Annotated in this window: 25 protein-coding genes, 1 tRNA gene and 1 pseudogene; 23 read left to right on the forward strand and 4 right to left on the reverse strand. The window is 68.6% G+C overall.

What is annotated here, in order from left to right:
- Nucleotides 1–23 precede the first annotated feature (23 nt).
- The 4 genes from ACBJ59_RS49905 to ACBJ59_RS49920 all read left to right on the forward strand — a co-directional run bounded on the left by ACBJ59_RS49905 (nt 24) and on the right by ACBJ59_RS49920 (nt 5,206).
- Nucleotides 24–1,895, forward strand: a complete 1,872-nt coding sequence (locus ACBJ59_RS49905; protein WP_375117041.1) for an acyl-CoA dehydrogenase family protein — start codon at nt 24–26, stop codon at nt 1,893–1,895.
- A 204-nt stretch (nt 1,896–2,099) separates the two neighbouring features.
- Nucleotides 2,100–3,371 (forward strand): extracellular solute-binding protein, encoded by a 1,272-nt coding sequence (locus ACBJ59_RS49910; RefSeq protein ID WP_364119551.1) that lies wholly within the window; start codon nt 2,100–2,102, stop codon nt 3,369–3,371.
- A gap of 60 nt (nt 3,372–3,431) precedes the next feature.
- Nucleotides 3,432–4,316 (forward strand): sugar ABC transporter permease, encoded by an 885-nt coding sequence (locus ACBJ59_RS49915; protein ID WP_364119548.1) that lies wholly within the window; start codon nt 3,432–3,434, stop codon nt 4,314–4,316.
- Nucleotides 4,316–5,206, forward strand: a complete 891-nt coding sequence (locus ACBJ59_RS49920) for a carbohydrate ABC transporter permease (RefSeq protein WP_375117042.1) — start codon at nt 4,316–4,318, stop codon at nt 5,204–5,206. The genes ACBJ59_RS49915 and ACBJ59_RS49920 overlap by 1 nt, the downstream gene beginning before the upstream one ends.
- A gap of 46 nt (nt 5,207–5,252) precedes the next feature.
- On the opposite strand, the gene ACBJ59_RS49925 is transcribed toward ACBJ59_RS49920, so the two are convergent.
- Nucleotides 5,253–5,993: a methyltransferase domain-containing protein gene (locus ACBJ59_RS49925; protein WP_364119542.1), complete on the reverse strand. Its 741-nt coding sequence runs from the start codon at nt 5,991–5,993 to the stop codon at nt 5,253–5,255.
- Nucleotides 5,994–6,118: 125 nt separating this feature from the next.
- On the opposite strand from ACBJ59_RS49925, the gene ACBJ59_RS49930 reads away from it, so the two are divergent.
- Nucleotides 6,119–6,658: an RNA polymerase sigma factor gene (locus tag ACBJ59_RS49930; protein WP_375117043.1), complete on the forward strand. Its 540-nt coding sequence runs from the start codon at nt 6,119–6,121 to the stop codon at nt 6,656–6,658.
- Nucleotides 6,645–7,505 (forward strand): hypothetical protein, encoded by an 861-nt coding sequence (locus ACBJ59_RS49935; protein ID WP_375117044.1) that lies wholly within the window; start codon nt 6,645–6,647, stop codon nt 7,503–7,505. Before ACBJ59_RS49930 ends, ACBJ59_RS49935 begins: the two co-directional genes overlap by 14 nt.
- On the opposite strand, the gene ACBJ59_RS49940 is transcribed toward ACBJ59_RS49935, so the two are convergent.
- Nucleotides 7,494–8,516, reverse strand: a complete 1,023-nt coding sequence (locus ACBJ59_RS49940) for an adenosine deaminase (protein ID WP_375117045.1) — start codon at nt 8,514–8,516, stop codon at nt 7,494–7,496. The genes ACBJ59_RS49935 and ACBJ59_RS49940 overlap by 12 nt on opposite strands.
- A gap of 138 nt (nt 8,517–8,654) precedes the next feature.
- Here ACBJ59_RS49940 and ACBJ59_RS49945 point away from each other — a divergent pair, with 138 nt between their 5' ends.
- Entirely contained in the window at nt 8,655–9,233 is a 579-nt protein-coding gene (locus tag ACBJ59_RS49945; protein WP_375117046.1) for a hypothetical protein, read from the forward strand.
- A 43-nt stretch (nt 9,234–9,276) separates the two neighbouring features.
- Nucleotides 9,277–9,771: a hypothetical protein gene (locus ACBJ59_RS49950; RefSeq protein WP_375117047.1), complete on the forward strand. Its 495-nt coding sequence runs from the start codon at nt 9,277–9,279 to the stop codon at nt 9,769–9,771.
- Nucleotides 9,772–9,786: 15 nt separating this feature from the next.
- Here ACBJ59_RS49950 and ACBJ59_RS49955 read toward each other — a convergent pair whose 3' ends face one another.
- Nucleotides 9,787–10,995 carry a pyridoxal phosphate-dependent aminotransferase gene (locus ACBJ59_RS49955; RefSeq protein WP_375117048.1) on the reverse strand — a complete coding sequence of 403 codons (1,209 nt, stop codon included), beginning with the start codon at nt 10,993–10,995 and terminating at the stop codon, nt 9,787–9,789.
- Between the two features lie 168 nt (nt 10,996–11,163).
- On the opposite strand from ACBJ59_RS49955, the gene ACBJ59_RS49960 reads away from it, so the two are divergent.
- From ACBJ59_RS49960 to ACBJ59_RS50005, 10 genes are all read left to right on the forward strand, one after another.
- Nucleotides 11,164–11,236 (forward strand) — tRNA-Trp (locus ACBJ59_RS49960).
- Nucleotides 11,237–11,313: 77 nt separating this feature from the next.
- Entirely contained in the window at nt 11,314–11,559 is a 246-nt protein-coding gene (gene secE, locus ACBJ59_RS49965) for a preprotein translocase subunit SecE (protein ID WP_364119522.1), read from the forward strand.
- A 65-nt stretch (nt 11,560–11,624) separates the two neighbouring features.
- Nucleotides 11,625–12,389 carry a transcription termination/antitermination protein NusG gene (gene nusG, locus ACBJ59_RS49970; protein ID WP_364119519.1) on the forward strand — a complete coding sequence of 255 codons (765 nt, stop codon included), beginning with the start codon at nt 11,625–11,627 and terminating at the stop codon, nt 12,387–12,389.
- A 119-nt stretch (nt 12,390–12,508) separates the two neighbouring features.
- Nucleotides 12,509–12,940 (forward strand): 50S ribosomal protein L11, encoded by a 432-nt coding sequence (gene rplK / locus ACBJ59_RS49975; protein WP_138719455.1) that lies wholly within the window; start codon nt 12,509–12,511, stop codon nt 12,938–12,940.
- 67 nt (nt 12,941–13,007) lie between these two features.
- Nucleotides 13,008–13,727: a 50S ribosomal protein L1 gene (rplA, locus tag ACBJ59_RS49980; protein WP_364119517.1), complete on the forward strand. Its 720-nt coding sequence runs from the start codon at nt 13,008–13,010 to the stop codon at nt 13,725–13,727.
- Nucleotides 13,728–14,360: 633 nt separating this feature from the next.
- On the forward strand, nt 14,361–15,182 hold the full coding sequence (locus ACBJ59_RS49985; protein ID WP_375117049.1) for an LppX_LprAFG lipoprotein: 822 nt from the start codon (nt 14,361–14,363) through the stop codon (nt 15,180–15,182).
- Between the two features lie 239 nt (nt 15,183–15,421).
- On the forward strand, nt 15,422–15,946 hold the full coding sequence (rplJ, locus tag ACBJ59_RS49990; protein WP_364138252.1) for a 50S ribosomal protein L10: 525 nt from the start codon (nt 15,422–15,424) through the stop codon (nt 15,944–15,946).
- 71 nt (nt 15,947–16,017) lie between these two features.
- On the forward strand, nt 16,018–16,410 hold the full coding sequence (rplL, locus tag ACBJ59_RS49995) for a 50S ribosomal protein L7/L12 (RefSeq protein ID WP_185070580.1): 393 nt from the start codon (nt 16,018–16,020) through the stop codon (nt 16,408–16,410).
- Nucleotides 16,411–16,806: 396 nt separating this feature from the next.
- Nucleotides 16,807–17,229 (forward strand): hypothetical protein, encoded by a 423-nt coding sequence (locus tag ACBJ59_RS50000; protein WP_375117050.1) that lies wholly within the window; start codon nt 16,807–16,809, stop codon nt 17,227–17,229.
- Nucleotides 17,230–17,264: 35 nt separating this feature from the next.
- Nucleotides 17,265–17,717, forward strand: coding sequence for an RDD family protein (locus ACBJ59_RS50005; protein WP_375117051.1), 453 nt, complete (start codon nt 17,265–17,267; stop codon nt 17,715–17,717).
- Here ACBJ59_RS50005 and ACBJ59_RS50010 read toward each other — a convergent pair.
- Nucleotides 17,714–18,100 carry a nuclear transport factor 2 family protein gene (locus tag ACBJ59_RS50010; RefSeq protein ID WP_375117052.1) on the reverse strand — a complete coding sequence of 129 codons (387 nt, stop codon included), beginning with the start codon at nt 18,098–18,100 and terminating at the stop codon, nt 17,714–17,716. The two genes, ACBJ59_RS50005 and ACBJ59_RS50010, sit on opposite strands and share 4 nt — an antisense overlap.
- An 89-nt stretch (nt 18,101–18,189) precedes the next feature.
- Between ACBJ59_RS50010 and ACBJ59_RS50015 the strand changes: the two genes are divergently transcribed.
- The 5 genes and pseudogenes from ACBJ59_RS50015 to ACBJ59_RS50035 form a co-directional block, all read left to right on the forward strand.
- Nucleotides 18,190–18,756: a TetR/AcrR family transcriptional regulator gene (locus ACBJ59_RS50015; protein WP_375117053.1), complete on the forward strand. Its 567-nt coding sequence runs from the start codon at nt 18,190–18,192 to the stop codon at nt 18,754–18,756.
- Between the two features lie 127 nt (nt 18,757–18,883).
- Nucleotides 18,884–19,885 carry an ABC transporter ATP-binding protein gene (locus tag ACBJ59_RS50020; protein WP_375117054.1) on the forward strand — a complete coding sequence of 334 codons (1,002 nt, stop codon included), beginning with the start codon at nt 18,884–18,886 and terminating at the stop codon, nt 19,883–19,885.
- Between the two features lie 504 nt (nt 19,886–20,389).
- Nucleotides 20,390–20,890: a hypothetical protein gene (locus tag ACBJ59_RS50025; RefSeq protein WP_375117055.1), complete on the forward strand. Its 501-nt coding sequence runs from the start codon at nt 20,390–20,392 to the stop codon at nt 20,888–20,890.
- Nucleotides 20,887–21,393, forward strand: a complete 507-nt coding sequence (locus tag ACBJ59_RS50030) for a hypothetical protein (protein ID WP_375117056.1) — start codon at nt 20,887–20,889, stop codon at nt 21,391–21,393. Before ACBJ59_RS50025 ends, ACBJ59_RS50030 begins: the two co-directional genes overlap by 4 nt.
- A 436-nt stretch (nt 21,394–21,829) precedes the next feature.
- A pseudogene (locus tag ACBJ59_RS50035) lies at nt 21,830–22,718 on the forward strand (DNA-directed RNA polymerase subunit beta); the annotation flags it as partial.

Raw genomic sequence — 22,718 nt, forward strand, 5'->3', positions numbered from 1 at the left:
ACGGCGCAACGTCGGGAGGTGCTATGACCGAGCACGCCAAGTACGCGGAGTCCAGGGAGGTCGGCGAGCAGGCGCGGGAGAAGGAGTGGACGCGCCCGAGCTTCGCCAAGCAGCTCTTCCTCGGTGACTTCCGGCTGGATCTGGTGTATCCGGCGCCCACGTTGCCCGACGAGGCGACCAAGAAGGGGGAGGAGTTCGTCAGGGCCGTACGGCGCTACCTCGACGCGCACGTCGATCCCGCCCTCATCGAACGGACCGCCCAGGTGCCGGACGACGTGGTGAAGGGGCTGGCGGCGCTCGGCGCGTTCGGGATCACGATCAAGGAGGAGTACGGCGGCCTCGGGCTCCCCTACCTGTACTACTGCCGCGCTCTCATGCTCGTCGGCTCGTACTGCCCGGCGCTGGCCACGCTGCTGTCGGCGCACCAGTCGATCGGGGTCCCGCAGCCGCTCAAGCTGTTCGGCACCGAGGAGCAGAAGCGGGAGTTCCTGCCGAGGTGCGCCGCCGGCGAGATCTCCGCGTTCCTCCTGACCGAGCCCGACGTCGGGTCCGACCCGGCCCGGCTGGCCACCACCGCCGTCCGCGACGGCGACGAGTACGTGCTCGACGGCGTCAAGCTGTGGACCACGAACGGCGTCATCGCCGACCTGCTGGTCGTCATGGCCAGGACCGGCAAGAGGATCAGCGCGTTCGTGGTCGAGGCGGACTCGCCGGGCATCACGGTCAAGCGACGCAACGAGTTCATGGGCCTGCGCGGCATCGAGAACGGCGTCACCGAGTTCTCCCAGGTCAGGGTGCCCGCCAAGAACCTCATCGGCAAGGAGGGCGACGGCCTGCGGATCGCGCTCACCACGCTCAACACTGGCCGGCTGTCTTTGCCGGCGACGTGCGCGGGCAACGCCAAGTGGGCCGTCAAGATCGCTCGCGAGTGGGGCAACGAGCGCGTGCAGTGGGGGCGCAAGGTCGGCCAGCACGAGGCCGTGGCTACGAAGGTGGCCTTCATCGCGGCCACCGCGTACGCCGTCGAGGCCGTCTGCGAGCTCACCGGCCGCCTGGCCGACGACCAGCGCAACGACATCAGGATCGAGGCGGCGCTGGCCAAGCTGTACGCCTCCGAGCTGTCGTACCAGGTGCTCGACGAGCTGGTCCAGGTGCGCGGCGGGCGCGGCTACGAGACGGCCGCGTCGCTGGCGGCGAGGGGCGAGCGCGGCGTGCCGGCCGAGCAGATGTTGCGCGACTCCCGGATCAACCGCATCTTCGAGGGCTCCTCCGAGATCATGCGCCTGGCGATCACCAGGGAGGCGGTGGACGCCCACCTGTCGGCCGCCGGCGAGCTGATCAACCCCGACGCCACCCGCCAGGAACGCGCCCAGGCGCTGCGCCGGGCCAGCCGCTTCTACGCCAGGTGGCTGCCCACGCTGGTCGCCGGCACCGGAAACCTGCCCACCGCGTACGCCGACTTCGGCCCGCTGGCCGCGCACCTGCGCTTCGTGGAGCGGACCAGCAGGAAACTGGCCAGGTCCACCTTCTACGGCATGTCCCGCTGGCAGGGCAGGCTGGAGCACAAGCAGTCGTTCCTCGGCCGGATCGTGGACATAGGGGCCGAGCTGTACGCCATGACGGCCGTCTGCCTCAAGGCGGAGGAGGACTCCAGGGACCTGGGGCGCAGGCCGTACGAGCTCGCCGACACCTACTGCCACCAGGCACGACGCCGCGTGGACGCGCTGTTCGACCGGCTCTGGGACAACAGCGACAGCCAGGACGTCCGCCTGGCCGGCTACGTCCTCGAAGGCCGCTACACCTTCGTCGAGGAGGGCATCCTCGACCCGTCGATCGAGGGCCCGTGGATCGGCGCGCCGGAGGGCGGGGAGAACGTCCGGAGGAAGATCCTCTGACGTCCGGTCTAGACCGGTTGTGCGGTCGAAGTGCCGCGAGTGTTGCAAAACCGAGACAAGCCGGTATAGACCGGCTGCTTAACTCAGGCTTACGCTGGCGCAAACGCGAGCGAGCCTGACTCGCGCGCGCCTCATCCCCCAGGGCTGGGTCCGCTGGCTGGTACGGACCAGCCCGGCCCGTCCGACGAGAAGGCGGTATCTCCAGTGAACATCAAGCTTGTGGGCGGCGCCGCTCTCGGCCTTGCCACGATGCTGGTCCTGTCCAGCTGCGGGTCGGGCGGCTCCGGCGGCGGAGGCGACACCCAGGCGTCCAGCGGCGGCCAGGTCACGCTGAAGATGGTCGCCGCCGACTACGGCGACGGCCCCGGCAAGCCGAACTCCGGTGAGACGTTCTGGAAGGGCGTCGTGGACGAGTTCCAGGCGGCCAACCCGAACATCAAGGTCGAGGTCCAGGTCATCAACTGGAACGACATCGACAAGCAGGTCGCCACCATGGTCCAGAACGGCCAGGTGCCCGACATCCTGCAGACCGGCGACTACTCCGGCTTCGTCAAGGACGGCCTGCTCCACAAGGTGGACGAGGTCCTGTCCCCGAACGTCTCCGGCGACATGCTGCAGAAGTTCGCCGAGTTCGGGAAGGTGGACGGCGCCGCGTACGGCATCCCGTTCGTCTCCTCCGCCCGCGCCCTGTTCTACAACAAGGACCTGTTCGAGAAGGCCGGCGTCGCCGAGGCGCCCAAGACGTGGGACGAGCTCAAGGCGGCCGCCGAGAAGCTGAAGGCGGCCGGCGTGACGCAGCCGTTCGGCCTGCCGCTCGGCCAGGAGGAGGCCCAGGCCGAGTCGTTCCTGTGGATGCTGGGCAACGGCGGCGGCTACAAGGACGCCTCCGGCAAGTGGGCGATCAACTCGGCCCAGAACGTGGAGACCTTCACCTACCTGAAGGGCCTGGTCGACGCCGGCCTGACCACCCCGAACCCGGGCACCAAGGACCGCAAGACGGTCTGGGAGGACTTCGGCGCCGGCAAGGTCGGCATGGTCAACGGCGGCCCCATGTCGATCCCGATCTTCGACGCGGCCGGCCTGAAGAACTACGGCGTCGTGCCCATCCCCGGCAAGGCCGGCCCGCTCGACACCACGCTCGGCGTCATGGACTGGATCATGGCGTTCAACAAGAACGGCCACGCCGCCGAGATCAAGAAGTTCTTCGACTTCTTCTACACCGGCAACGCCGCGACGAAGATCTCCGACACGTACAAGCTGCTGCCCGTCACCAACGGCGGCATCCAGAAGCTGTCGAGCGACGAGAAGCTCAAGCCGTTCCTCGACGCCCTGCCCAACGCCAGCTTCTACCCCTTCCAGGACCCCAAGTGGGCCGAGGTGAACCCGGCGATCAAGCAGACCATCGGCGGGGCCGTCAAGGACGACCCGGCCAAGGTCCTCGGTGAGCTGCAGAAGACCGCCGAAGCGGCCGGCTGATCCAGCGGGATTCGGGTACGGCCGGCGCCCACCGGCCGTACCGTCCTGGAAAGGTATGTCATGAGAAGGTTGCGCGCCCTCGAACCCCTCGCCTGGGTCGGGCCCGCCATCGTGCTGATCGCGCTGGTCGTGCTCTGGCCCGTGGTCGAGATGATCAGGTCTTCGTTCCTGGAGATCAGCCGGCTGGGCGTGGTGCGCGGATACAACGGGTTCGCGAACTACGAGAAGCTCTTCGCCGAGCAGGACTTCGCCGACGTCATGGTCCGCAGCGTGATCTGGGTGGTCGCGGTCGTCGCGCTCACCGTGCTGATCTCGCTGGCCCTGGCCCAGCTGTTCAACCAGCGCTTCCCGCTGCGCAAGGTGGCCCGGTGGGCGCTGATCGCGCCGTGGGCCGCCTCGGTGCTGATGACGGCGATCATCTTCAAGTGGATGCTCGACCCCGAGGTCGGCGTGATCAACCAGATCCGGCTGAAGCTCGGGCTGATCGACGCGATGGGCGGGGCCGCCGCCGACCAGCTCGGTGACGCCTCCACCGCCATGCCGTGGCTGGTGTTCGTCGCGGTGTTCGTGTCGGTGCCGTTCACGACGTACGCGCTGCTGGCCGGGCTGGCCACGATCCCGTCCGACGTGTACGAGGCCGCCAGGATGGACGGGGCCGGACGGCTGCGGACGTACTGGTCGATCACCCTGCCGCTGCTGCGCCCCGCGCTCACCGTGGCGGCCCTGATCAACGTCATGAACGTCTTCAACAGCTTCCCCATCATCTGGGCGATGACCCACGGCCAGCCGGGCTACTCGACGGCCACCTCGACGATCCTCATGTACATCCTCAAGGGCTCCGACATCGGCGAATCGGCCGCCATGTCCGTCGTGAACTTCGGCATGGTGATCGTGCTCACCCTGGTCTTCCTCAAGGTGTCGCGGTGGAACAAGGAGGTGGCGTGATGGCCGTCAAGACGATGCCACCGCAGGTCAAGCCGCACCATCACGCCCGTCAGCGGCGCGGTGCCGCCGCGCGCGCGATGCCGAGGCTCAAGACCGTCCTCATCGCCGCCAGCGCGTACGTCATCGCGTTCCTCTTCCTGTTCCCGTACGTGGTCATGCTGCTGACCTCGCTGCGCTCTCAGGACTCGCTGCGCGACGTGACGTTCTGGCCCGAGGAGTGGGTCTGGTCGAACCTGGCCAACTTCTGGGGCAGCGGCCTGGCCGGGAACCTGTGGGTGACGATCAAGGTGGCGGCGGGCTCGACGGTGCTCGTGCTGCTGGTGGCGCTGCCCGCGGCGTACTACTCGGCCCGGCACAACTTCAGGGGCCGCACCGCGTTCCTGATCCTCGTGCTGATCACCCAGATGTTCCAGCCCACGGCCATGGTGGTCGGCATCTACCGCGAGTTCTTCCAGTTCGGGCTGGTGGACTCGATCTGGGCGCTGATCCTGGTCAACGGCGGGTTCAACCTGGCGTTCGCGGTGTGGATCCTGAACGCGTACTTCTCGTCGATCCCGCGCGAGCTGGAGGAGGCGGCGTTCATCGACGGGAACGGGCGCTTCGGCGCGCTGTTCCGGATCACGCTGCCGCTGGCCATGCCCGGCGTCATCACCGCACTGATCTTCACGTTCATCGCCGCCTGGAACGAGTTCGTGGTCGCGCTGACCCTGACCACGACGACGGAGAACCAGCCGCTCCCGGTGGCACTCAACTCGTTCATCGGGCAGTACCAGGTGGACTGGCAGAACCTGTTCGCCGGTTCGGTGATCGCCACCATCCCGGTGATCATCCTGTTCGCCCTGATCGAGCGGAAGGTGGTCGGCGGCCTGACCGCCGGCTCCATCAAGTAGCCCGCCCGGGGCCGCCCCGCCAACCCTTGGGGCGGCCCCGGGCGCGTTACCGCTGCTTCGGGACCCGGGCCACGCAGAACACGGTCTGGCCGAACGGCGGCCGGACGAACCGCTCGATGAGCCGCGTCAGCGGCACCACCGTACGGTCGTAGATCTTGACCAGCCTCGGGTCCGGGTAGCCCACGCCGCCCCTGCGCACGGCCGCCCACCAGGCGATGCCGCCCAGGAAGTTGATCGGCTTGAGCACCTCGACGTCGAGCCCGGCCTTGGCCACCGCGGTGCCCAGCGTCTTGGGCGTGTAGCGCTGGACGTGACCCACCTTGCGGTCGAAGTCCCCATAAAGCTGCATGTAGCCGGGCACCCAGATGATGATCCGCCCGCCCGGCAGCGTGACGCGCGCCAGCGAGCGCAGGGCCTCGGCGTCGTCCTCGATGTGCTCCAGGACGTTCATCATGACGACGGTGTCGACCTTGTCCTCGAGCGGGATGTTCGTCGGCAGCCCGAACTGCAGGACGCTGATGTCGTCGCGGTCGGCGAAGCGCTTCTCCAGCTGCTCGACGCAGTAGGGGTCGAAGTCGCTCACGACCAGCCGGTCGAGGCGCGGCAGGAACTGCTCGGCGAAGTGGCCCAGCCCCGAGCCGATCTCCAGCATCGAGCGGCCGACATGCGGGGCGACCATGTCGAACTCGTACTGCCGGTAGTTCTTGGCCTCGTCCCCACCCAGGTGGTTCTCCAGGGCCTCGTCACCGGCCGCCGGTTGCACTACACGGTCATACCCAGAAGACATAATCCCGTTCCTTCAAGGGGCTCATGGATTGCCCGAGTCTAATGCCCCGGCCGGTCATGAAGATGACACGATCAGCGAAACACCCTTCCCCGGAAAGCCCCGGATGGGATGGAATCTGACTCGTCATGGACGACGACGAGGCGATCGGCCGCTCGCTCGACGGTGACCTGGCCGCCTACGAGGTGCTGGTCGCCCGCTACAGCGCGCTCGCCCACCGTACCGCCGCCATGCTGGGGGCGGGGAACGAGGCCGAGGACGTGGTGCAGGAGGCGTTCGTCAAGGCCTTCCGCCACCTGTCGAGCTTTCGCCGCGAATCGTCCTTCCGGCCGTGGCTGCTGCGCATCGTCGCCAACGAGACCCACAACCTGACCCGGTCGCGGGGGCGCAGGTCCGAGCTCACGCTGCGCCTGGGCGCCATCGCCGACACGCGGGCCCCGGACGACCCGGAGGGCGCCGCCGTCGCCACCGACCGGCGCTCGCGCCTGCTGGCGGCCGTACGCGGGCTGCCCGAGCGGGAACGCCAGGCGGTCGTCTGCCGGTACTTCTTACAACTGAGCGAAGCGGAAACCGCGCAGGTGCTCGACTGGCCCGTCGGGACCGTCAAGTCCAGCACCCATCGGGGGCTGGCCCGGCTGAGGGAGGAGGTGGGCAATGAACTCGCGTGAGCCCTTCGACGACCTCGAGGCCGAACTCCTGGCACTCGGCGACCTCCTCGACGTCCCCACCCCACCCCCTGCCGACGTCGCCGCCACCGTCCGCGCCCGCCTCGAAGCCGCCGCCCCCGATCCGGCCCCGGATCCAGCGCATTACCCGACGCCCGATCCGAGTCCCGATCCGAGTCCCGATCCGGCGCACGGTCCGGTCACCGGGCCCGTTCGCCCGCCCTCGCGCCGCGACTCCCGGGCGCCGGGAAGGCGGGACGGGCGGCGGCGCCGGACCCGGTGGGCGATCGTGGCGGCCGTGGTCGTGGCCGTGGTCACCGTGACGGCCGCCACCCCCCAGGGCCGCGCCGCCGTGGCGCAGATCCTGCGGTTCGCCGGGGTCGAGCTCAGGATCGGCGACGAGGCACCCCCGCCGATCACCACCCCGACCCCCATCCCGGGCGAGCACCCCGTGACGCTGGACGACCTGCCGAACGAGGTGAGGTTCCAGGTGCGGATCCCGTCCGCCTTGGGCGACCCGCAACGCGTCACGGTCGCCGACCGCGGCCGGGTGGTGTCGATGTTCTGGCCGGGCGGCATCAGGCTCGACCAGTTCGACGGCGCCGTACGGCCGTTCTTCTTCAAGAAGCTCGGCCCGCCCTTCCCCGGCCACACGCTGGTGAACGGCGACGACGCCTGGTGGATCCCGGGGGCGCACCCGCTCGGCTACATCCCCCGCCAGGACGGTACGGAGGTCCCCCTGCGCCAGGCCGCCCCCACGCTCATCTGGCAGCAGGACACGCTCAACTACCGCCTGGAAGGCGCGGGCTCCGTGCGGGAGGCCGTCCGGGTGGCCGAGTCACTCCGGTGAGCTCGTGAGCCAGTCGTCCACGCCCTTGAGCAGATCCTTCCGCACCGACTCCGGGGCCGTGGACGACCGTACGGACTGCCGGGCCAGCTCGGCCACCTCCGCGTCGCTGAACCCGTAGCACTCCCGGGCCAGCTCGTACTGCCGCAGCAGCCGGGTGCCGAACAACAACGGGTCGTCGGCCCCCAGCGCGATCGGCACCCCCGCGTCGAACAACCTGCGCACCGGCACGTCGGCCGCCCGCTCGGCCACCCCCAGGCCCACGTTCGAGGTGGGACAGATCTCGCAGCAGACCTGCCGGTCGGCCAGCCGCTGCATCAGCCAGGCGTCCTCCGCCGCGCGCACCCCGTGCCCCACCCGGTCGGCCCCCAGGTCGTCCACGCACTGCGCCACGCTGCGCGGGCCCAGCAGCTCGCCCCCGTGCGGCACGGACAGCAGCCCGCCCCGCTTGGCGATCCGGAAGGCCCGCTCGAAGTCCCTGGCCGCGCCGCGCCGCTCGTCGTTGGACAGCCCGAAGCCGACCACGCCCTTGCCGGCGTACTGGGTGGCGAGCCTGGCCAGCGTGTTCGCGTCGAGCGGATGGCGGGTCCTGTTGGCCGCCACGACCACGGCGATGCCGACCCCGGCGTGCCGGGCGGCCTGGTCCACCGCGTCGAGGACCAGCTCCAGCGTGGCCGTCAGCCCGCCGAAGCGCTGCGCGTACCCCGAGGGGTCCACCTGGATCTCCAGCCACCGCGACCCGGCCGCGACCTCGTCCTCCGCGGTCTCGCGCATGAGCCGGTAGACGTATTCGGGGCGGGTCAGCACGGACCTGGCGATGTCGTACAGCCGCTGGAACCTGAACCAGCCACGCTCGTCGGTGGCCCGCAACTTGGGCGGCCAGTCCTCTTCCAGCGCGTCGGGCAGGTGCAGCCCTTGTTCCCTGGCCAGCTCGATCAGTGTCGCGTGCCGCATCGAGCCGGTGAAGTGCAGGTGAAGATGGGCCTTGGGAAGCGCGTGTAGAGGCCGTGGCATTCGCATATCTTGCCACTCAACCTCCGGGCGGGTTCGCGCGTCGTCGACGCGGCAGTCCGTGACAAGATCGCGGAAGGCGTCCGTCCGGCCGAGTAGAACTCGCGGTACGGACGAGGCCGGATGGGGGATCAAGGATGCATGATCCCTGAGGGGTACGAGATCGGCCAGGGATGGCGCGCGGCGCTCGCGGGGCTCGCGTTCGGATTGACGGCCCTCATCATCTACGCGCTCTTCTCATCCGGGTTCGGGCGTCCGCCGCGCCACACGGGGGCGGCGCCCCCGCCCGTGCCGGTCGCGAGCCCGCCGGCCGTCGCCGTGGCCGCCGTCGCCACGCTCGCGGTGATCTCCGACGACCTCTGGCTCACGTACCTGCCCGACGGCCTCGACCGCGGCGGCGGGGGAGCCATCGAGCGGCGCCCCGGGGTCGAGGGCGGCTGGGCCTGGTTCGGCTCGGCGGACAGATTTGTCGAAGCCCAGGTGGAGCACGGTACGGTGGCCGCTGACTGGGACGGCTACCGCAAGCGGGCCACCCTGCTGAACGCCCGCGCCACCACCGTGCGCGGCAGGCCCGCCGTGGTCGGGAGACATCCGGGCGGCGGAAGGGCGATCGTCTGGCTCGAACGCGCCGGGACCGGCGCGTGGATCAGGGTCAGCGATTCGCTCGGCGGGGAACTCGTGGCAATTGCCGCCTCCGTCAAGAATCGTGTAGGAGACTGAGAGCCTTTTCCCTGGTTATCCGCACATGTCAAGGGGAGGGTCGATGCGGCGGCTGGCAGCGGTGCTCCTCGTGTGCACGCTCACGGCGTGCGGCGGTGGTGGCGAAGCCCTGCCGTCCACGGCCACCCCGCCGCCCAAACCGGTCGTCACCCGCAAGAGCACGGCCCCGCTGTCCTGCGGCGGCACCAAGGTGCTGGTGCCGGCCACGCTGCCCGGCCTCGACCGCGAGGGTTCGTTCGCCCGGCTCGACTCGCTCCGGCGGCCGCTCAAGGTCAGGGGACGGATCTGGGGCGACAACGACGAGCGCCTGTACGTGGGCGTGGTGTGCGGCGTGCGCACGGCCGACCAGTTCGTCACGCTGGTGGCCAGGTCGACGCTGACCGTGTACGAGGGCAAGCCGGCGCTGCACTGGACCACGCGTACGGGCGTGCGCAACTTCATGTGGCTGGAGCGGCCGGGCACCGCCGTCTACGTCGCCGCGACCCCCGGCCTCACCACCGAGATCAGGCAGATCGCGGACGGCATCACCTTGGGCTGAGCCCTGACCCCGCTGTCAGCGGGCCTCGGAGAGCAGCTTGCCCAGCCGGCTCACGCCCTCCGCCAGGTCCTCGTCACCCAGCGCGTAGGACAGCCGGAAGTAGCCCGGCGTACCGAATGCCTCGCCCGGCACCACCGCGACCTCGGCCTCCTCCAGGATCAGCTCCGCCAGCTCACCGGACGACTGAGGCCGCCTGCCGCGCAGCTCCTTGCCGATCAGCTCCTTGACCGTCGGGTACGCGTAGAACGCCCCCTTCGGCTCGGGGCAGAACACGCCCGGGATCTCGTTGAGCATCCGGACCATCGTCTGCCTGCGCCGGTCGAACGCCGTGCGCATCTCCGCCACCGCCGACAGGTCGCCGGACACCGCCGCCAGCGCCGCCATCTGGGCCACGTTGGAGACGTTGGAGGTGGCGTGGGACTGCAGGTTGGTCGCGGCCTTCACCACGTCGGCCGGGCCGATCAGCCAGCCCACGCGCCAGCCGGTCATCGCGTAGGTCTTGGCCACGCCGTTGAGGATGACGACCCGGTCGCCCAGCTCGGGGACGGCCGTGGCGATGCTGGTGAACTCGGCGCCGGCGTACACCAGGTGCTCGTAGATCTCGTCGGTGACCACCCAGAGGCCGTGCTCGGCCGCCCAGCGGCCGATCGCCACCGTCTCGTCACGGGAGTAGACGGCGCCCGTCGGGTTGGACGGCGAGACGAACAGCAGCACCTTCGTCCGCTCGGTGCGCGCGGCCTCGAGCTGCTCGACGCTCGCCAGGTAGCCGGTGGACTCGTCGGTCACGACGTCGACCTGCACGCCGCCGGCCAGCTTGATCGCCTCGGGGTAGGTCGTCCAGTAGGGGGCCACGACCAGGACCTCGTCGCCCGGGTCGAGCAGCGTCGCGAACGCCTCGTAGACCGCCTGCTTGCCGCCGTTGGTGACCAGCACCTGCGACGCCTCGGCCGCGTAGCCGGAGTCGCGCCGGGTCTTGGCCGCGATCGCCTGCTTGAGCTCGGGGAGACCGCCGGCCGGCGTGTACTTGTGGAAGCGGGGGTCGCGGGCGGCCTCGATCGCGGCCTCGACGATGTAGCCCGGCGTCGGGAAGTCGGGCTCTCCCGCGCCGAAGCCGATGACGGGGCGTCCGGCCGCCTTCATCGCCTTCGCCTTGGCGTCCACGGCGAGCGTGGCGGACTCGGAAATCGCGGAAATTCTGGCGGAGATGCGGGGTCGAGTGGACATGTGTCCATGCTCCCATGTGACTCCCACGCGGTCATGACCTGGGCGATCAGGTTTTGGTTCGACGTACCGGGCAATCCCCCGTATGCTTTCGCCTGGTCCTTCCGCCGCATGTCGGCGAGCGGTTCGGTCCAGGCAGTGAGTCGATCAGGGTAGTCTGGTCAACGACATAGGGCACTGGCGCAATTGGTAGCGCACCGGTCTCCAAAACCGGCGGTTGGGGGTTCGAGTCCCTCGTGCCCTGCGAGTGCGGTCCGCGCAATACTAGGCGTGTAAGCGCGCCGCAAGACTGCGTTGGATACGACGGATCAGGTGAGGACTGTGGCGATCGACACGCGCGGCGAGACCGCAGACAAGCCTAGTGGCGAGAAGAAGACGCGTACGTCTCCTGCCCTCTTCTACCGGCAGGTCGTCAACGAGCTTCGTAAGGTCATCTGGCCGACACGCAAGGATCTCATCACCTACACCACGGTCGTTCTGATATTCGTTCTGATCATGGTTGCTATCGTGTACGGGCTCGACAGTGCCCTGGGATGGGTGGTTCTCCGCGTCTTCGGCGGATCCTGACCGAGACACCGCCGGGATCGCCTGACGGAGTCGCCATTCGATACCACGAAAGAGGAAGAGTCACCGTGTCCGAGTCTTCAGTTCCGGCGGACGAGTCCCGCGACGAGTGGGGCGACGAGCTGGAAGAGGCCACTGAGGAGTCCGCCGAGGCGGCTCTCGAGGAGGCCGAGGTCGAGGAGAGCGACGAGGTGGCCGATGTCGAGGCCGCTGCCGTCGAGGACGGTTCGGTTCTTCCCGACGTCGACCCCGTCGAGGAGTTCAAGAGCTCGCTGCGCGGCCTTCCCGGCGAGTGGTACGTCATCCACTCCTACGCCGGTTACGAGAACCGCGTGAAGTCCAACATCGAGAGCCGCAACGTGTCGCTCAACATGGAGGACTACATCTACCAGGTCGAGGTGCCGACGCACACCGTCCAGGAGTTCAAGAGCGGCAAGAAGGTGCCGGTCAAGGAGCGTGTGCTGCCCGGCTACGTGCTGGTGCGCATGGAGCTGACCGACGAGTCCTGGGCCGCCGTGCGCAACACGCCCGGCGTGACCGGCTTCGTGGGCCTGTCCAACAAGCCGAGCCCGCTCAGCCTCGACGAGGTCGCCAAGCTGCTGGCGCCGGAGCCGACCGAGGAGACCAAGAAGGCCACGGCCAAGACGGCCACCGGCCCGACGGTCGAGTTCGAGATCGGCGAGTCCGTCACGGTCATGGACGGCCCGTTCGCCACGCTGCCCGCCTCGGTGAGCGAGATCAGCCCCGAGTCGCAGAAGCTCAAGGTGCTCGTGTCGATCTTCGGCCGCGAGACTCCGGTGGAGCTCTCGTTCAACCAGGTCTCGAAGATCTAAGACGATCACATACACTTAGACGTTCGGCTGGCCGCCTTGCGCGAAGGGCGGCCTTCCGACATGTCAGGGCCGCATCCGCGGACCTGACGGCACCGCAATCAGGACCCGGAGAAGGACAAATGCCTCCGAAGAAGAAAATCGCCGCCCTGGTGAAGGTCCAGCTTCCCGCTGGCCAGGCCACTCCGGCGCCGCCGGTGGGTACCGCCCTCGGTCCCCACGGCGTCAACATCATGGACTTCGTCAAGCAGTACAACGCTGCGACGGAGTCCCAGCGGGGCAACATCATCCCCGTTGAGATCACCATTTTCGAAGACCGCAGCTTCACCTTCATCACGAAGACGCCGCCGGCGCCCGAGCTGATCAAGAAGGCCCTGGGTCTCGACAAGGGCAGTGCGGTCCCGCACCGCGACAAGGTGGGCAAGCTCAGCCGCGAGCAGCTGCGCAGCATCGCCGAGACGAAGATGCCCGACCTCAACGCCAACGACATCGAGGCGGCCGAGAAGATCATCGCCGGCACCGCCCGGTCGATGGGCATCACCGTCGCCGAGTAAGACCTTTCCCAGAAGTCGTGGGAGGGCCGTCCTCGAGACGGGCCCGCACACCACAAGGAGTCAAGAAATGCAGCGCAGCAAGGCGCACAAAGACGCCGCCGCCAAAGTAGACCGCGACAAGCTCTACACGCCCGTCGAGGCGGCGAAGCTGGCCAAGGAGACGTCGACCACCAAGTTCGACGCCACCGTGGAGGTCGCCCTCCGGCTCGGCGTCGACCCTCGCAAGGCCGACCAGATCGTGCGCGGCACGGTCAACCTCCCGCACGGCACCGGTAAGACCGCCCGGGTCCTGGTCTTCGCGACCGGTGACCGTGCCGAGGCGGCCCGCGAGGCGGGCGCCGACATCGTCGGCGCCGACGAGCTGATCGACGAGATCGCCAAGGGCAACCGGCTCAACGAGTTCGACGCCGTGGTGGCCACGCCCGACCTGATGGGCAAGGTCGGCCGGCTCGGCCGCGTGCTCGGTCCCCGTGGCCTCATGCCCAACCCGAAGACCGGCACCGTGACGCCCGACGTCGCCAAGGCCGTGACGGAGATCAAGGGCGGCAAGATCGAGTTCCGTACGGACCGGCAGGCCAACCTGCACTTCATCATCGGCAAGACGTCGTTCGGCGAGCGCCAGCTCATCGAGAACTACGCCGCCGCCCTGGACGAGGTGCTGCGTCTCAAGCCGTCGGCCGCCAAGGGCCGCTACCTGAAGAAGGTCACCTTCTCCACGACGATGGGCCCGGGCGTCCCGGTCGACCCCAACGTCACCCGCGGCCTCACGGCCGAGCTGGAGGGCTGAGCTTCCTCGGAAGCCTTCCGCGCCCCTGCCCGTTCACCGGGCAGGGGCGCTTTGGCTTTCCGGTACGTCTCCACCTGCTCCATGCGCCCCACCTGCCTCCACGATTTCCGCGCGCGCCTGCGGGTCGCGTGGGTGTCCCGGTCGTTGGGGGCGGGTAACGCATTGTCCGCGTGCTCAGCGTGTGCCTGAGCGCCCGTGTGGCCGTCACCCGGTGCCGCCCATTCGCCGGCCTGCCCAGGCCTCTGCCGCGCCCTCAGGGCCGCCCAGCCACGCGTCCGCCGCGCCTGCGGTGCCCGCGTTAGCCCGGCCGCTCGTCCCGCCCACGGGTGTGGCGTCGGAGACCGTCCCAGCCTGCCGGTCCGTCGTACCGCGCCGCGGTCGCGCGTCCGCTGGATCGGGAACCGCGTGCCGACCGCCGTACCGGACCGCATGGCGACACGCATGCTGCCCCCACCAGCCTTGGACCGAACCCCACCCCGAGCCGGTTCGGGGCCTTGGTTGGGGGCAGGGACAGGGGGCAGCGCCGATGGTTGTGTGGGAATTGTGCATGGGGTGTGAGGGTTAACCCTGGGTTTTCCCCTATTTATGAGGGGAAGACGCCACAGCGCGGATACCTAAAAGTAGGGTCAAGACATGCTGAAGCGCACGATAAGTATGGCCGCGGCCGGTGCCGCGCTCGTTGTGGCGGCGGTCGCCGGTTGCGGATCGAACGCCCAGCCCATCCAGGTCAACCTGGCCGCCTCCGAAGTACTCGCGCAGGCCGCGCAGAAGACCGCGGAGGTCACCAGCTACACGGTGGACGCCGTGGTGAACGTGACGCACCCGCAAGAGGGCGCCGGCAAGGTGCAGGGTCGCATGCTTTACCAGAGCAAGCCCCAGCTCGCCGCCGACGTCACGCTCGACACCGTCGACATGGGCGGGCGCAGCCTGCCGGGTGGCGTACGTGCCGTGCTGCAGGGCGACACCGTCTACGTGAAGGTGGAGGCCCTCAAGGAGCTCATGGGCGCCACCAAGCCGTGGATGAAGTTCACGCTGAGCGAGATGGGCGACTCCGCGCAGGTGGACCAGTACCTCGGCCAGATCCAGCAGTTCGATCTCGGCAACATGACCAAGCTGGTCACGGCCTCGCAGGACGTGAAGTCCGTCGGCAACGAGAGTGTCAACGGCGAGGACACGACTCACTACAGCGGCACCTTCCCCGTGGAGGCGGCCGTGCAGCAGTTGCCCGCCGACAAGCAGGAGCAGGCGCGCCAGGGCCTGGCTGAGCTGAAGGACGTCAAGTTCGACATCTGGGTGGCCGCCGACGGGCTGCCGCGCAAGCTCGCGCTGAACGGCTCCAAGGAGGGCGCCACGCTCGACGCCACCCTGTTCTTCAAGGACTTCAACGAGGCCGTCAACATCCAGGCCCCGCCCGCTGACCAGGTGGGAGAGCTGCCCAAGGGCACGACCAACTGAGAACGATTTGGAAACTCGGCGGCCAGGACGTAGTCTGGTGGTTGCCAAAGACCGCCGGTCGTCGTCAGGTGCCTCAAAGCCTGGCGACCGAAGGTTCCACGTCAAGTGGACGGCCCGCGCAGGTGTGATGCGAGTTTCCCACATGGTTTGATCCGTGTGTGCGAGCCCCGTGCGCCCTGCGCTCGGGGCTGTTCTCATTTCTGGGGCCCTTCGCCGGTGGCACATCTGGAAGGAGGCCCATGGCGAGGGCGGATAAGGCGACAGCGGTTGCCGAGCTCAAGCGTGAGTTCGAAGGCAGCGCCGCCGCCGTTCTGACCGAGTACCGCGGTCTCACCGTTGCTCAGCTCAAGGAGCTGCGCGTCTCTCTCGGTGGGAATGCGAAGTTCGCCGTGGCGAAGAACACCCTGACCAAGATCGCGGCCAACGAGGCCGGTCTTGCGGGCCTCGACAGCCTGCTCGCCGGTCCGACCGCGATCGCCTTCGTCAACGGAGACGTTGTCGAGGCGGCCAAGGGTCTGCGTGACTTCGCCAAGGCCAATCCCCTTCTGGTGATCAAGGGCGGCGTCCTCGACGGCAAGACGCTCGACGCCTCCGAGATCACCAAGCTCGCCGACCTCGAGTCCCGCGAGGTCCTCCTCGCGAAGCTTGCCGGTGCCATGAAGGCGAAGCAGAGCGCTGCCGCAGCGATGTTCGCCGCTCTGCCCACGCAGATGGCTCAGCTGGCCGACGCCCTGCGCGCCAAGCGCGACGAGGCTGGCGAGTAACACGGGGGTTGCCGCAACTACCGCGGTCCCGTTCCTAGTTTTCAGCAAGTCCTAAACGTAAGGAAACCATCATGGCGAAGCTCAGCACCGACGAGCTGCTCGACGCGTTCAAGGAGATGACCCTCCTCGAGCTGTCCGAGTTCGTGAAGCAGTTCGAAGAGGTCTTCGACGTCAAGGCCGCCGCCCCCGTCGCGGTTGCCGCCGCCCCCGCCGCCGCTGGTGGTGGCGAGGCCGCCGCCGTTGAGGAGCAGGACGAGTTCGACGTCATCCTCGAGGCCGCCGGCGACAAGAAGATCCAGGTCATCAAGGAGATCCGCGCCCTCACGTCCCTGGGCCTCAAGGAGGCCAAGGACCTGGTGGACGGCGCTCCCAAGCCGGTCTTCGACGGCAAGGTCAACAAGGAGCAGGCGGAGAAGGCCAAGGCTGCCCTCGAGGGCGCCGGCGCCACCGTGACCGTGAAGTAACTTCCCCTTCGCTTCACGCAAGAGCTCTTCGGAAAGAGGCGGATACACCCTGGTGCCGGGTGTGCCCGCCTCTTTTCGCGTTCCGGGGCCGTGGGCGGCCGAGCGCCGGTGCCGGTGGCTCGGAGGTTTCTCACGCTCGTCTCATCGGGTCGCCAATCGGCGTGCCCAGCGGACCGATCCCGTACGCGCCGCGCTGTGGGTGTGGGGGAGCCGGTTGGTCGTGAGGGGGCTGGTCTTCGGCCTGATGCGGGGGATCTACCACGCCTACTACACCGTGGCCCTGGCCCCGGCCATCGCGGCGCTGGTGGGCATGGGCGCGGCGGTGCTCCGGGAGCGGCGGGCGGCACAGGCTGTCGGCCGTGGTCGTGGCGGTCACGGCCGTGTGGTTCCTGCGCGTTGCTGTCGCGCAGCGCCGACTGGAACCCGTGGCTGGGTGCGGCCGTGCTGGTGGCGGGGCTGGGGGCCGCCCCGGCGATGCTCTTCACCCGGCGGGTGCCCGCCGTGGTGGCGGTCGCCCTGGTCGCGTGCCTGGCGGGACCGGTGGCGTACGCCCTGGACACGGCGGGGACGCCGCACACGGGGGCCATCCCGACTGCCGGGCCCTCCACCGGTGGGGGTTCGGGAGGCTGTCCGGTGGAGGGTTCCAGCGCCCGGGCGGCGGCGGGCAGCCCGGGACAGGCGGTCCGCACCGGGATGGGAGGCGGGGGGCGGAGCGCGGGCGGCAGCGACGACGCGGCCGAGATCGCGGCCTGGGTGCAGGAGACGTTCACCGCCACCACGGTCGGCGGCACCACGGTCTTCGATCTCACCCGGTCCTGAGCGGGGCACTCCTCGGGAAGCGGGACAATCGCCGAATGATCGACTCCACCCCCCACGCCGTCCGCTTATGGATCGCCCCCCGGTCCGCGCGGTTATTCGCCATCGTCGTCGACCTCCTCGTGTGCGGGCTGCTCGCGTGGCCCATCGAGCAGGCGGTGGAGGCGGTGACGAAAGACGCGGACGACCTGGTCTTCCTGATCCTCAACTTCCTCTACTTCTGGCTGCTGCACGCGCGCTACGGGCAGACGATCGGCAAACGGCTGTTCAGGATCATGGTGGTCGCGCCGGCCACGGGACGACCGCCGTCGCTGCGGGCGTCCGCCATCCGTGCCGGCTTCTTCGTCTTCGTCCCGATGATCCCGGTGGTGGGCTGGTTCGTCGGGCTGCTCGACGGCCAGCACCTGTTCTGGGACCACAAGAGGCGGTGTTACCACGACCTCTGCGCGAACACCGTCGTCGTGAACGTGCCCGAGAAGCCGCGCGCCTAGCCCGCCCGCACCTCGGCGACGGCGCTGGTGTCCATGTAGTCCCGGTTGTGGATGATCCGGCCGTCTCTGATCCGGAGCACGGCGAGGCTGGGGACAGTGATCCGCCGGTCGCCGACCGCGACGATCGTGTCCTGCTCCACCACCACGACCTCGGGGTCCTCCGTCCGGTGCAGCGCCAGCCGGCGTACCTCCTCGACCTCGAACGGGGTCGCGCCCCACATCTTGCGGTACCCCGCGCGGACCTCCTCCTTCCCCTGGTACGCAGGCAGCCCCCCGAACGGGAACTCGTGCAGCCCGTCCTCCGCGTAGAGCTCGGCCAGCTCGTCGGGCGACTTGTGGACCATGGCCGCGTGGTAGCCCGAGACGATCTCTTCGATGGACATGAAACGTCCCCTCATTTCACTCAACGAGTGTTGACTCAACGAGCGTAGAGCGAAACCGGCGAGTCGGTCAACGCATGTAGAGTCGGCTCGTGGCTGACAAGGTGCTTCCGCGGGCCGAGAGGCGGCGCAGGACCGAGGGGAGGATCCTCGACGCGGCCAGGTCGCTCTTCGCCGACGTGGGATACGAGCGCGCCACCATCAGGGGCATCGCCAAGGCGGCCGGGGTCGACCCGGCCCTCGTGATGCAGTACTTCGGGAGCAAGCAGGAGCTGTTCCAGCAGGCCGTACGCGTGACGCTGCCCTCCGGCGGGGAGCTGGACCCGGACGAGGTGGTCGAGCACCTGCTCGGCACGCTCACCGTGAAGATGGGCGAGCTGCCGCAGAGCTCGCTGGCCATGATGCGCTCGATGCTCACCCACCCGGAGGCCGCGACGTCGGCCCGGCTGGTGCTGGGCAAGCAGATCGACCGGCTCGCCGAGACGCTGCCCGGCGACGACGCGCGGTTGCGCGCGGCGCTGATGACGCTGGTCATGCTCGGCGTGACCGTGGGCCACCAGCTCCTGGAGCTCGACGAGCTCCGCGGGGTGCCGCAGGAGGAGCTCGCCCGCCTGCTCCGCCCCAGCCTCCGCGCCCTTACTGGACAGGAAGTCTCATAACCGCCCGGTAACAAGGTCCGGGATCCGGTTCCCATTCGCCGGTACGTCGTTACGGTGAGGGCAATGTCGAAGTAAAGTTTGCGGCACGTTATCCCCTGAGTACTCCCTGCGATCGGGAAGGTGGCCAGTGGGCGTCGAAGTCGTGGTCGACGGGTTGACCAAGTCGTTCGGTCGGCAGGTCATCTGGGAGGACGTCTCGCTCACGCTCCCCGCGGGCGAGATCTCGGTGCTGCTCGGCCCCTCGGGCACCGGCAAGTCGGTCTTCCTCAAGACCCTGGTGGGCCTGCTCAGGCCCGACCGCGGGCACATCTGGATCGACGGCTACGACCTGGCCAACTGCAGCGAGAGCAAGCTCTACGACCTGCGCCGCCTCTTCGGCGTGCTGTTCCAGGACGGCGCCCTGTTCGGCTCGCTCAACCTGTTCGACAACATCGCCTTCCCGCTGCGCGAGCACACCAGGAAGAGCGAGACCCAGATCCGCCAGATCGTCATGGAGAAGATGGAGCTCGTCGGCTTGCTGGGCGCCGAGACCAAGCTGCCGGGGGAGATCTCCGGCGGCATGCGCAAGCGGGCCGGGCTGGCCAGGGCGCTGGTGCTGGACCCGGAGATCATCCTGTTCGACGAGCCCGACTCCGGTCTCGACCCGGTCCGCACCGCGCTGCTCAACCAGCTCATCGTCGATCTCAACACCGAGATCGAGGCGACGTTCCTGATCGTGACGCACGACATCAACACCGCCCGCACGGTGCCCGACAGCATCGGGATGTTGTTCCGGCGGGAGCTGGTGATGTTCGGCCCGCGCGAGATGTTGCTGTCGAGCGACGAGCCGGCGGTGCGGCAGTTCCTGAACGCCAGGAAACACGGCCCCATCGGCATGTCGGAGGAGAAGGACGTCTCCGAGCTGGAGGCCGAGGCGCAGATGGGGCACGACCCCGGGGCGCTGCCGCCGATCCCGCCGCAGCTCATGCCGACCGGCAACCGGATGCGCCGCACCCAGCAGCCGCCGGGCACCTGGCTGGCGGCCAACGGGGTGATCCCGCCGCAGGGGTCCTTCGTGGACGAGCGCGGCCGCAACTGGCTGGAGGAATATCCCCGCCTGGTCAACGCCCACCTCCACGGCATCGCCTAGCAGCCGGTGGAAGCGGGCCGGGCCCCTCTCGCGCGCCACTGGCCGAGCTGGAGAAGGCGTCCGGAGCCAACGGGGTGCGGCCGGCCGAGGTGAGCGGCGCGCTGCTCGGAAAGGCCGAGGAGGTGCTTCCCGAGACCGTGGCGGTCTGAGTCAGGGGAAGGCCGTGCTGGGCGCTCAGCGGGCCTCTGAGGGCCATCTGAAGGCATTTGCGGGAGATCTGGCTGCCTTGACCGATTCCTTCCGGAAGGGTTCCCGCGGCCTGTCGGACGTCCTCGCCCGCACCCGCGACCGCAACCGGCCGCCGCGGGTACGAGCGCGTACGCAGGCGCCACCCGCAGGACGTGACCCCCGGCCTGCTGCGGGGAGCCTCGCGACGGCGGGACCGGAGTGAGTGCGGCCCGCAACCGCGCCGCCTGCCCAACCGGCTCCGTCGAATCGCGGACTTCGGGAGTGGGTGTCGCGTTATGATCCGGCAGCGACCAGCCGGGAGAGGGGTGAGCAGACGTGGCAGTACTCGCTGTTCGGCCCGCTCGCATCCTGATCGCGGCGCTCAGCGGGGTGCTGGCGGCGCTCGTCGGCACCGGCACGTGGATCGCCGCGCAGGCGCGCGACGAGCAGGGCAGGGCAGGCGACAAGCAGGCCGCGCTCCTGGCCGCGGGGACCCACGCGAAGAACCTGGTCTCGCTCGACTACCGGACCGTCGACACCGATCTGCGGCGCATCCTCGACACCTCCACCGGGGTGGCGAAGACCGAGTACACGACCAACGCCGGCAAGCTCAAGTCCACCACCGTCGAGAACAAGGTCGTCCAGCACGGCGTGCTGCGCGCGACAGGGCTGGTCTCGATGACGGGGACCTCGGCGAAGGTGCTGGTCGTGGCCGATGTGGAGATCCGCTGGGACGGCTCCAAGAGCCCGCCCGAGGACCGCTACTACCGATGGCAGATGGACGTGAGCAAGGTCGGCGGTCTCTGGCTGGTGTCGAAGGTGGTGCAGGTGCAGTGAGGATCTTCACGATCGCGCTGCTCGGCATCCTCGTCGTGGTGGCGGGGGTGCTGGTGCCGACCATGTGGTTCAACCTGCGGGACCTGCGCGACGCCGACGCGGCCGGGGCGGAGGCCGTGGCCGCGGCCAAGAAGGTCGCGCCCGACCTGCTCTCGTACGACTACCGGACGGTCGAGGAGGATCTGGCACGGGCCGCGACGTTCACCACGGGAGAGCTGACCAAGCACTACAAGGAGCTGAGCACGACCCTGGCGTCGAGAGCCAGGGAGCAGAAGATCGTGCAGACCGTGTCCATCGCGGGGGCCGGGGTCGAGCGCGCCGAGCCCGACCGGGTAGAGGTTCTGCTCTTCGTGAACACTGGTACGGTCAAGGAGATCCCCGGTAAAGAAGGGTTGAGGAACGAGTTCTCCTACAACCGGGCCAGGTTCGTCATGGTGCGGCAAGACTCGCGCTGGCTGGTGGCGGCCCTGTCCACTCTCCTGGGGACCGCCGGGGGGCCCTGAGATCACGGGCGTGCCGCTTCCTTCAATTGTTACCAAAAATCAGGTTTAGCGAAGCCTTTGATAGGGGTAACCCAGTCACAGCTACACCGGTTGTCGGCATGGGTTCGCCCCCCGGTGTGACAGAGCGTTAACCGCCCCCGTTCGCGGGTATCGTCTTGGGCCTGGCGGTAGGCGATCAGTCACACAGGGGAGAAAACCCAGCGTCCGGGCCCTGAGTCGGCTAAAAGTCGGGCTCGCGGGCTTGACGTTTCCGCCTGAACGGGCGATGCTGCGACCAACGTGGAGCATGCAGCGAGGGCGAAGTGGACAGGCGTGTGCCGTTCGGCTACACTGCCCCTTTGCGCTGCCCTTTGACGACCCGCGATGCTTGCTCACGTTGCGAGGTTGTCTGGCGTGCGTGTAGTCAGTCCGCCGCGAGCCCTCGGAAGGACATCTGTTGGCAGCCTCGCGCAACGCCTCCGCCGTACCCGCTGGTCCCCGTCGCGTCTCTTTCGCGCGTATCCAGGAGCCTCTCGAAGTTCCTGACCTTCTCGCCCTGCAGACCGAGTCCTTCGACTGGTTGCTCGGCAACGAGAAGTGGAAGGCCCGGGTAGAGGCGGCTCGCCAGGCCGGGCGCAAGGACGTCCCGACCCAGTCGGGTCTCGAAGAGATCTTCGAAGAGATCAGTCCTATCGAGGACTTCTCGGGGACTATGTCCTTGTCGTTCCGCGATCACCGGTTCGAGCCGCCGAAGTACTCCGTAGATGAGTGCAAAGAGAAGGACATGACCTTCTCCGCCCCGATGTTCGTGACGGCGGAGTTCATCAATAACACCACCGGTGAGATCAAGAGCCAGACGGTGTTCATGGGCGATTTCCCGCTCATGACGCCGAAGGGCACGTTCATCATCAACGGCACCGAGCGTGTCGTGGTCTCGCAGCTGGTCCGTTCGCCCGGCGTCTACTTCGAACGCAATGTCGACAAGACGTCCGACAAGGACCTCTACGGCTGCAAGGTCATCCCGTCCAGGGGTGCCTGGCTCGAGTTCGAGATCGACAAGCGCGACAGCGTCGGTGTGCGCATCGACCGCAAGCGCAAGCAGGCCGTCACCGTGCTTCTCAAGGCACTGGGATGGACCAACGAGCAGATCCTCGAGCGCTTCGGCCAGTACGAGTCGATGCGGGCCACCCTGGAGAAGGACCACACGGCCGGCCAGGATGACGCCCTGCTCGACATCTACCGCAAGCTGCGGCCCGGTGAGCCGCCGACCAAGGAGTCGGCGCAGACCCTGCTGGAGAACCTCTACTTCAACCCCAAGCGGTACGACCTCGCCAAGGTGGGCCGCT

It is taken from the genome of Nonomuraea sp. MTCD27 (genome assembly GCF_041950495.1).
GTDB lineage: Bacteria > Actinomycetota > Actinomycetes > Streptosporangiales > Streptosporangiaceae > Nonomuraea.

Coding starts and splice junctions, on each gene's coding strand:
- ACBJ59_RS49935 (WP_375117044.1), top strand. CDS start 6,645: ATGAACTCGCGTGAGCCCTTCGACGACCTCGAGGCCGAACTCCTGGCA.
- ACBJ59_RS49920 (WP_375117042.1), top strand. CDS start 4,316: ATGGCCGTCAAGACGATGCCACCGCAGGTCAAGCCGCACCATCACGCC.
- ACBJ59_RS49925 (WP_364119542.1), bottom strand. CDS start 5,993: ATGTCTTCTGGGTATGACCGTGTAGTGCAACCGGCGGCCGGTGACGAG.
- ACBJ59_RS49905 (WP_375117041.1), top strand. CDS start 24: ATGACCGAGCACGCCAAGTACGCGGAGTCCAGGGAGGTCGGCGAGCAG.
- ACBJ59_RS49930 (WP_375117043.1), top strand. CDS start 6,119: ATGGACGACGACGAGGCGATCGGCCGCTCGCTCGACGGTGACCTGGCC.
- ACBJ59_RS49945 (WP_375117046.1), top strand. CDS start 8,655: ATGATCCCTGAGGGGTACGAGATCGGCCAGGGATGGCGCGCGGCGCTC.
- ACBJ59_RS49985 (WP_375117049.1), top strand. CDS start 14,361: ATGCTGAAGCGCACGATAAGTATGGCCGCGGCCGGTGCCGCGCTCGTT.
- rplA (WP_364119517.1), top strand. CDS start 13,008: ATGCAGCGCAGCAAGGCGCACAAAGACGCCGCCGCCAAAGTAGACCGC.
- ACBJ59_RS49940 (WP_375117045.1), bottom strand. CDS start 8,516: ATGCCACGGCCTCTACACGCGCTTCCCAAGGCCCATCTTCACCTGCAC.
- rplJ (WP_364138252.1), top strand. CDS start 15,422: ATGGCGAGGGCGGATAAGGCGACAGCGGTTGCCGAGCTCAAGCGTGAG.
- ACBJ59_RS50010 (WP_375117052.1), bottom strand. CDS start 18,100: ATGTCCATCGAAGAGATCGTCTCGGGCTACCACGCGGCCATGGTCCAC.
- rplK (WP_138719455.1), top strand. CDS start 12,509: ATGCCTCCGAAGAAGAAAATCGCCGCCCTGGTGAAGGTCCAGCTTCCC.
- ACBJ59_RS50005 (WP_375117051.1), top strand. CDS start 17,265: ATGATCGACTCCACCCCCCACGCCGTCCGCTTATGGATCGCCCCCCGG.
- rplL (WP_185070580.1), top strand. CDS start 16,018: ATGGCGAAGCTCAGCACCGACGAGCTGCTCGACGCGTTCAAGGAGATG.
- ACBJ59_RS49955 (WP_375117048.1), bottom strand. CDS start 10,995: ATGTCCACTCGACCCCGCATCTCCGCCAGAATTTCCGCGATTTCCGAG.
- ACBJ59_RS49915 (WP_364119548.1), top strand. CDS start 3,432: ATGAGAAGGTTGCGCGCCCTCGAACCCCTCGCCTGGGTCGGGCCCGCC.
- ACBJ59_RS49950 (WP_375117047.1), top strand. CDS start 9,277: ATGCGGCGGCTGGCAGCGGTGCTCCTCGTGTGCACGCTCACGGCGTGC.